Genomic DNA, 8,664 nt, shown 5'->3' on the forward strand with positions numbered 1-8,664 from the left:
CAATAATCCGTATATGCAGTCTTTCTCTAACACTCTTTTTGCAGATGCTGAAACAGCATATGTAGACGCATCGTATGGAATATTCGGCGTTCCTTTTGATGGAACGACCTCTTATAAGGCAGGATGCCGGGATGCCCCCGCGGCGATCCGTCAGGCATCATACAATATCGAGACGTACAATCCCTATTACGATATAGACCTTCCCGACATCCCCTTTCATGATATGGGAGATATTTACACAGAATGTCTGCCGGATCTCGTTGTTGCCCAGGTGGAAGATGTTGTTCTTGATCTGATGAAGGACGGCAAAGTTCCCGTGATGATCGGCGGTGAACACTCGGTAACGATCGGCGCAGTCAGGGCTCTTTGCCCCACATGGTATGTGGTGTGTGATGCCCATCTGGATATGCAGGATGAATACCGTGGATCTGCATTTAATCATGATTGTGTAACTGCACGCGTGAGTGAGATCACACAAAACATCATCATCCTCGGAGCACGGAGCGGGACAAAGGACGAGTTTACCTCTGCAAGAGAGAAGTATCATCTCTACACAGCTGATGATATCAAAAGCAAAGGTATCCGTTCAGTTCTGGACGAGGTCTCAGAACTTGTCGGAAACGATCCGCTGTATCTCTCGATCGATGCAGACTCGATCGACTGCTGTCTGACGCCAGGTCTTGGCACGCCCGAACCATTCGGTCTTACACCAACGGACATACGTGAGGTTGTCCGAACACTCGCAAAGAATGCTGTCGGGTTTGATTATGTTGAGGTCCTGCCAAATGATGCGGGTCAGACCGCAATGGTCGCGGCGCATCTCATCCGTGAATTCATCGCAGGTCACGCATGCAGATCGAAACACAACGACTGAAGATCATCCCTCTGGACCTTCAGCAGTTTTCTTTTTTCCTGAAAGATAAGGATGGACTAGAAAAAGACCTGGGGCTTAAACCATCAGGTGTACCCCTCGATGTACACACAAAAGAGGCAATGACCGGTTTGTATGCAAAGTGTACAGATCATGATGGATCACTCTGGTTCACCTACTGGATGATCATTTCCCGGGAACATAACACCGCAGTTGGCGGGCTGTGTTTTATGGGTGAACCGTTATCGGGTGTTGTAGAAGTAGGATACGGTATTGATCCCGGATTTCAGCATCAGGGATTCATGACCGAGACACTATCTGCAGTTACGACCTGGGCTCTTTCACATGGAGCCGTGTGTGTTACTGCCGAGACAGAAAAAGACAATCCGGCATCTCAAAAAGTATTGACGAACAGTGGATTCCAATTTTCCAGAGAGGAGGGAGACTCCCTCTGGTGGGTTTACCATGACTGAGGTAAAAAGAGGGAGAAGTTTATGTTATGCCGGGACAAAAACCAGAAGTTGTTTTCCATCTTTGTCGGTAATGATCAGATTCGAATCAACAATCGAATAACCGGCTGATTCTTTAAGCGCGGAGAAGAATGCAAACTCAGCATGCATCTGCTCTTCGGTTCCTGCCATCATCGTAGAGATGATATCATCGCCAACGGAAAGGGTGTTACCCGAGATTGTATATGATCCACCGTAGACGTTGACAGGGGCCTGACCGCCTAATGAACCGCCTGGATTGAAGGTGACGGTAACATTTTTGTCGGAGGCAAGGAGCCATTTCCCGACGATTTCCGGCATTTCTTTGAAGGTCAGAATGGTAGTGCCGCTTTTGTCAGAGAGTACAAGTGATCCGTGAACGATCTTATAGCCGGAGACGTTTTGAAGAGCTGCGAAGAATGCAGATTCCTCCAGCATCGGCAGTTCCTCTCCTGCAATCAGCGTAGAGCCAATCGCAGAGAAGACAAGCCCGTTGTTGCCGGAAATCGTGTAGGTACCAAAGTAGAGGTTTACCGGAGCGCGACCGTTAAACGTACCATCAGGAAGGAAATTGATCGTTACCGCAGTATTATTATCAAGAATCCAGCTGCCGGTTGGGATGGTTGCTGCATCTGCAAAGGTCAGGAGGATTTTCCCGTCATTGCCTGTCATAACCAAATTACCATCAATGATCTTGTAGCCAGTTACGTTTTTGAGTGCATTGTAGTATTCCTGCTCCTGAATCATCAGACTAGCAGGACCCGCCATTTTAGTCGATCCAAGATCGCTGATGATCAGTTTCCCGCCCGAACCGATGGTAACGGAGCCGAAGTAGTTATTTACACCACTGTTTCCGGAGATGTTGGAGTCCGTGATCTCAATGGTGATGATTCCGGTCATTGGTGTGTTGTCAGGGCCTGAGCCGATGAGAACCCAGTTTCCCTTAACGTTCTCGCTTGCAGGGCTGATACACCCTGCTGCAAATATAACTGCCCCAATTATTACCAAGGCAAGGAACACGAGTGTTGTGTGCTTCATACTATTTCATTAGACGCCTAAGGCTATAAGGCTGGCTTTAACTACAATTTTTTTAACAGTTATAAGGACCCTGTTTTAAAAACAGACTGATATTTGAGATTATTCAGAATTAATGAGAATACAGGATCGGATAAAGGAAACCTGATGGAAGAAATATTAATAAGTGAGGATTATCATACTGAATGTCTGTATGGATACTAAAACTGATGAAATCATTGGCACATGGTACGCTGATCAGGAATATTCTGATGCAGGAACCTACTATAATCTGAAATATATTTTCGCCTCGGATGGGACCGTTAGTGAATTCTGGTACGATCCAACAGAGGGGACACTTCAGCGCCAGTATGATCTTTTCTGGGAGAGAGACAATGATGGTGAGTATACGCTGAATGATGGTAAAGATTTTAGAAAGTATATGATATCCGATGCAAAACTTTGCGATGTGGACTTTGGGCTGTATTATCATCGCGAATAATTCTCTTTCTTTTTTCGTTTCCCTTTCTGTTATGCTGTATGCTGGATACCTCACGGTAGCCGGATAGATCACAGCAGAAAACGAAGACAAAACAAAACACGAGAGCTTACACTCAACATAAAAAAAAACACACAAACCATTTCAAAAGAATAAAGGGGGGGTGCAGCGTTGACCAGTTCCCGAGAATTCGCATATCTCAGTACAATGACCGACGCAAGAGAGCTTAACTGCCGGGTTCGGAATGGGTCCGGGTGGAACCTCTCTGCTATGGCCGCATGATCCCCCAAGCTAAGTTCCCGATTTGAACGGGAGTAGAGTTGCTCTGCAGGCAACCGCGTGGCCGCTCCGCCAACTTAGCACAGTAATCTGGCATAATATATTAGCCGTTACTGTTTATAAAGGATATACCTTCATAGGTTTTGCATTCAGATAACGTCTGGGCACAGCGGACACTTCAATATTAATCGGTAGTAGACAAATTCTCGAAAGAGCAAAGGCACAATTTTCATGATGCCAAAGTCCATCTACCACTGCATTTCCATTGAAGTAACCAATCATCCTGTGTAAAATTATCGAGGCATACCAGTTCATAAAGAATCTGGATTTGAGCGTTAGTACTTGCGGACTGAACACGTCGTTGCCTTCGTGCGTACATCCCAAGCCTATTAACCCGGTCTTTTACCGGTGCTCTATAACGAAATCTCTTTTCAAGCGAAGTTTCAAACTTAGATGCTTTCAGTTTTTATCTCGTGCCACGTAGCTGCTCGGCACTGCCTTATCAGACAACCGATACACCAGAGGTGACGACTGAAAGTTCCTCTCGTACTATTTCAATCTTGCTCTCAGATTTCGAACACTCCCATCAGATAGTAACCGACCTGTCTCACGACGGTCTGAACCCAGCTCACGATCCCCTTTAATAGGCGAACAACCTCACCCTTGGCTGCTGCTGCACAGCCAGGATGGAAAGAACCGACATCGAGGTAGCAAGCCGCCGGGTCGATATGTGCTCTTGCCGGCGACGACTCTGTTATCCCCAGGGTAGCTTTTCTGTAGTCAATAGCCCTCACCAAAAAGGCGTATTGGTTCGTTAGACCCGTGTTTCCACTCGTGATTTCTTGCTGTGCGAAATCACGTCAAGCCAACTTATGCTCTTGACACTCTCCTGTGAGTTGCTGACTCACATGAGTTGACCATAGGGCACCCTTGATATTTTTTCGAGGGTGTGGCGCCCCACCCAAACTGCCTACCTACCGATGTCCTCACCATAAAAGATGAGTGAGAATTACAGCAGAACAAGGATAGTGTCTCAACTGTGGCTCCACTCATACCGGAATATGAGCATTAACACCTACTATCTACGCTGCGCATGTAATACCGTAAGTCAACGACAGGCTGCAGTAAAGCTCCATGGGGTCTTCACTTCCCGATGGGAGTCCCTTGCCTCTGCACAAGGATAAAAGGTTCAACGGATTTGCGGTAGGGACAGTAGAGCCCTTATTAATCCATTCATGCAAGTCGCCAATTAAGCGACAAGGTACTACGCTACCTTAAGAGGGTCATAGTTACCCCCGCCGTTTACGGGTCCTTCGTCCGATTGTAATCAGTGTTCAGATACCCGCACTGGGCAGGATTCACAGACTATACTAGTCCTTACGGAGTTGCAGTCTGCTATGTTGTTGTTAGACAGTTAGAGCTCCCTGGTCACTGCGACCTGCCTAATCACTAGGCAGGCACTCCTTGTTCCGAAGGTACGGAGCCATTTTGCCGAGTTCCCTTACCACAAATAATTCCGACACGCCTAAGTCTTTTCAACTAGGGGCACCTGTGTCGGTTCTCGGTACGGTCGTTGCGTTACCTTTTCACGGGCACCAGGTGTTTAAACACTTACGCCATCACGCTTTCACTCAATTCTCACCATTACGGTACTCCAAGAGTTTATACGCTTGGACGGGACGACGGTCCCGCTATGTATAACCCGATGCGTCAGTATATTAACGCACGGTACAGGAATATTAACCTGTTTCCCTTTTGCTACACTCAAGTTATGGTGCAACTTAGGACCGACTAACCCTCGGCTGACGAACATTGCCGAGGAAACCTAGCCCCTTCGGCGGAACAGATTCTCACTGTTCTATGCTTCTACTACTGCCAAAATTCTCATTCCTATACGGTCCACAGGAACTTACACCCCTGCTTCAGCCCATACAGGACGCCTCTCTACTCGATCACGTTCAAAAACGTGCGCCATGGTATCTGCAGTAGGCTTGAGCCCCGTCCATTTTCTGCGCCCTAAATCTTGACTGGTAAGCTGTTACGCACTTTTTAAAGGATAGCTGCTTCTGAGCTCACCTTCCAGTTGTCTTTGACCTAGGACTTCATTCAGTGTTGACACTTAGCCTACATTGGGGGGCATTAACCATGGTCTGGGTTGTCTCCCTTACGGACTACAAGCTTACCCCGTAGCCCGGACTGCCCGACGTCTACAAAGATAGGGAGTTTGGAGTTTTACAAGAAAGCGAGGAATTTCTTCCCCGGGATTTCTAATAGGTGCTCTACCTCACTATCATTCTCGGTCGAGGTCATGCTTAGACATGTTTCGAGAGGAACCAGCTGACACCCGGTTCGATGAATCTTTCACTCCTATACCCAAGTCACGCGAATGATTTGCATATCAATACCGCATGCGGTCCTCCACGCACCTTTCGGCACGCTTCAACCTGCTCAGGCATAGATCACCAGGTTTCAGGTCGTATCCCGTTGACTCCACGCACTATTAGTACGCCGCGCCAGGTAAACTACGCGCTTGTCGCTTTCGCTGCGGCTGCCCTTGCGGTTAACCTCGCCAGCGGAATACACTCTTTGGCCCGTTCTTCAAAACGTAAGTTACGACGTCGGCAACTCTACTCATACTACCGCCTCGCGACGGGTTCTTTCGAAGAGAAGATCCTTGCACGCCGTAACACACGATCACCGGTTAGTTTCAGGCACTTTTCATTTCCTTTTTAGGGATACTTTTCAGTTTTCGCTCACGCTACTATTTCACTATCGGTTTTGAGGAGTATTTAGTCTTGGAGGTTAGGTGACCCCCTTATTCACGTGGGAATTCCAACCCGCGCTACTCAGGACACTTCTAAGCCATGTTTATCACCACGTACGGGACTGTCACCCTCTAAGGTAAGCCATTCCAAGCTATTTTCATTAGATAAACACATACTATATTGAAGGCCATACACTACATCTCCCTTACGGGATTCAGTTTAGACTCTTACGGGTTCGATCGCCTCTACTAACGTAATCTCAATTGATTTCTCTTCCTCCCCCTACTGAGATGTTTCACTTCGGGGGGTTCCCCATCCTTACGGATTCACGATAAATCGTGTGGAGGTCCTATTAGGGTATCCCCGGATCACAGACTCCTTGCGTCTTCCCGGGGCATTTCGCTGCTTGGCACGCCCTTCATCAGCTCTCAAACCGAACCATTCACTAACCGGCATAAGAACCAGGTTCTTTCTTCTCTGATATTCCAAAGCTTGGAACACCAGAGGGTATGTCGATAAATTTTTTTTTCGATGATTGTTTGTTACAACAATGTATTATTTGTGGTAAATGGAATATTCAGCATCATGCTTTGTGCTGTTGCCAGGGTCCCTTTGTCTCTCTTAAAGTGTGTCGATCTACCGACAAATAACTTTCAGTAAAGAAAGGTTCCGCTGATACCCATTTAACGTCCAAATGCAAAACCTATACACGGCCTCAAAGAGTCAGTGACTCTCGGCCCTTCCCCGGTAACTCGCGTTTCCGGGTGCATTGGTAACCGTAACCGGTGACAAAGAAAACTTTGTCACAGTCGGTTACGGAGTGGACGCGTGGGGATTTGAACCCCAGGCCTCGGCGTTGCAAACGCCGCGCTCTTCCAACTGAGCTACGCGCCCCTCACACTACTTTATTCATTCGTTTGTTACTGTTTAACAAAACATACTGCGTGTGAGTATGATATTGATGTGTTGGTATTGTGGCGATTGTACGGTTCATTGAAATGACCATGCTAATTCAGTCATACAGGTTGTGTTTGGATCATTCTTTAGGAGGTGATCCAGCCGCAGATTCCCCTACGGCTACCTTGTTACGACTTAACCCTCCTCACGGAACCTAGATTCGACCCCGGCAAAGACCAGGGACTCATCCAAACCCCACTAGGATGGTTTGACGGGCGGTGTGTGCAAGGAGCAGGGACGTATTCACCGCGCTATAGTGAAACGCGATTACTACAGATTCCAGATTCATGCGGGTGAGTTGCAACCCGCAATCCTAACTAAGGACGGGGTTAGGAGATTGACTGCACCTTTCGGTGTTGTTACCCATTGTCCCGTCCATTGTAGCCCGCGTGTAGCCCGGATAATTCGGGGCATGCTGACCTACCGTTGCCCATTCCTTCCTCCTCTTTAGCAGAGGCGGTCCCGACAATGTCCCCAGCCATCCGGAGATGCTGCTGGCAATTGTCGGCGTGGGTCTCGCTCGTTGCCTGACTTAACAGGATGCTTCACAGTACGAACTGACGACGGCCATGCACCTCCTCTCAGCTAGTCATGTAAAACCTTCAGATTGACAATCATACAGCTGTCTTATCCGGTGAGATGTCCGGCGTTGAATCCAATTAAACCGCAGGCTCCACCTGTTGTGGTGCTCCCCCGCCAATTCCTTTAAGTTTCAGCCTTGCGACCGTACTTCCCAGGTGGTGCGTTTCACGATTTCTCTTCGGCGCATCAGTAACGCGTGGTTACCGACACACCTAACGCACATTGTTTACGGCTGGGACTACCGGGGTATCTAATCCCGTTTGCTCCCCCAGCTTTCGTCCCTCACTGTCGAAGCTGTTCTGGTAAACTGCCTTCGCCATAGGTCGTCCCTCGAGGATTACAAGATTTCACTCCTACCCCCGAAGTACGGTTTACCTCTCCCAGTCCCAAGACTGCCGGTATCTCTTAGACGCCTTCACGTTAAGCGTGAAGATTTCCCAAGGGACCTAACAGTCCAGCTACGGACGCTTTAAACCCAGTAATAGTGGCCATCACTCGAGCAGCCGGTATTACCGCGGCGGCTGGCACCGGTCTTGCCCTGCCCTTTCTTCACATATGATTTAGATATATGAACAGCCTGCATCGACAGGCACTCAGGGTTTCCTTATCACGATTGCTCGCATTGTAAAGTTTGCGCGCCTGCTGCGCCCCGTAGGGCCTGGATTCATGTCTCAGAATCCATCTCCGGGATCTTGCTCCCACAACCCGTACCGATCAATGGCTTGGTGGGCCGTTACCCCGCCAACAACCTAATCGGACGCAGTCCCATCCTAAGGCGACGGATCTTTCGAGGATGCACCATTCCAGGATGCATCCACTATGGAGTATTAGCCCCAGTTTCCCGGGAGTATGCTCCACCTTAGGGCAGGTTAACCACGTGTTACTGAGCAGTATGCCGAGGTCTTACACCTCTCGACTCGCATGGCTTAGTCAAACCCTGATAGCAATGGCCTCTGGCAGGATCAACCAGAATTACTATTTTTTGTTTTCTTTCTTATAGGCACACAGTTGTTGTTTCTACGACATAATCACAAAAACACAACCGTATGAAAGGAATCAGCGGTCATTTCAATGAATGTCCGCATCGCCACAATACCAACGTCAGGACCAACAATCACTCCGGCCTTACCCGGATGATTCGCGTTTTGTCCTCCACTTAAACAGCTCTACTATATCAGCATCAGATGCTTATATAGTCTTCGAACCGAA

The 8,664-nt window shown here is 48.2% G+C and carries 4 protein-coding genes, 1 tRNA gene and 3 rRNA genes; 3 read left to right on the plus strand and 5 right to left on the minus strand.

What is annotated here, in order from left to right:
* The first annotated feature begins 13 nt into the window (after positions 1–13).
* Together speB and Q7J08_RS00315 are read left to right on the plus strand one after the other, a co-directional pair.
* Complete coding sequence (gene speB, locus Q7J08_RS00310) at positions 14–874, plus strand: agmatinase (RefSeq protein ID WP_304909704.1); 861 nt, start codon at positions 14–16, stop codon at positions 872–874.
* Complete coding sequence (locus tag Q7J08_RS00315) at positions 850–1,344, plus strand: GNAT family N-acetyltransferase (protein ID WP_304909705.1); 495 nt, start codon at positions 850–852, stop codon at positions 1,342–1,344. Before speB ends, Q7J08_RS00315 begins: the two co-directional genes overlap by 25 nt.
* A 24-nt stretch (positions 1,345–1,368) precedes the next feature.
* Here the strand turns inward: Q7J08_RS00315 and Q7J08_RS00320 are convergent, their stop codons facing one another.
* On the minus strand, positions 1,369–2,397 hold the full coding sequence (locus tag Q7J08_RS00320) for an META domain-containing protein (protein WP_304909706.1): 1,029 nt from the start codon (positions 2,395–2,397) through the stop codon (positions 1,369–1,371).
* Between the two features lie 190 nt (positions 2,398–2,587).
* Between Q7J08_RS00320 and Q7J08_RS00325 the strand changes: the two genes are divergently transcribed.
* Positions 2,588–2,875 carry a hypothetical protein gene (locus tag Q7J08_RS00325; protein WP_304909707.1) on the plus strand — a complete coding sequence of 96 codons (288 nt, stop codon included), beginning with the start codon at positions 2,588–2,590 and terminating at the stop codon, positions 2,873–2,875.
* A 157-nt stretch (positions 2,876–3,032) separates the two neighbouring features.
* Here Q7J08_RS00325 and rrf read toward each other — a convergent pair.
* From rrf to Q7J08_RS00345, 4 genes are all read right to left on the minus strand, one after another.
* Positions 3,033–3,154 (minus strand): 5S ribosomal RNA (gene rrf / locus Q7J08_RS00330).
* Between the two features lie 314 nt (positions 3,155–3,468).
* Positions 3,469–6,386 (minus strand): 23S ribosomal RNA (locus Q7J08_RS00335).
* Between the two features lie 351 nt (positions 6,387–6,737).
* Positions 6,738–6,810, minus strand: a tRNA-Ala gene (locus tag Q7J08_RS00340).
* 151 nt (positions 6,811–6,961) lie between these two features.
* Positions 6,962–8,428, minus strand: a 16S ribosomal RNA gene (locus tag Q7J08_RS00345).
* The 16S, 23S and 5S rRNA genes sit together here with 1 tRNA gene alongside, the layout of an rRNA operon.
* Positions 8,429–8,664: the final 236 nt, after the last annotated feature.

The sequence above is a fragment of the Methanocorpusculum sp. genome, assembly GCF_030655665.1.
Taxonomy (GTDB): domain Archaea; phylum Halobacteriota; class Methanomicrobia; order Methanomicrobiales; family Methanocorpusculaceae; genus Methanocorpusculum.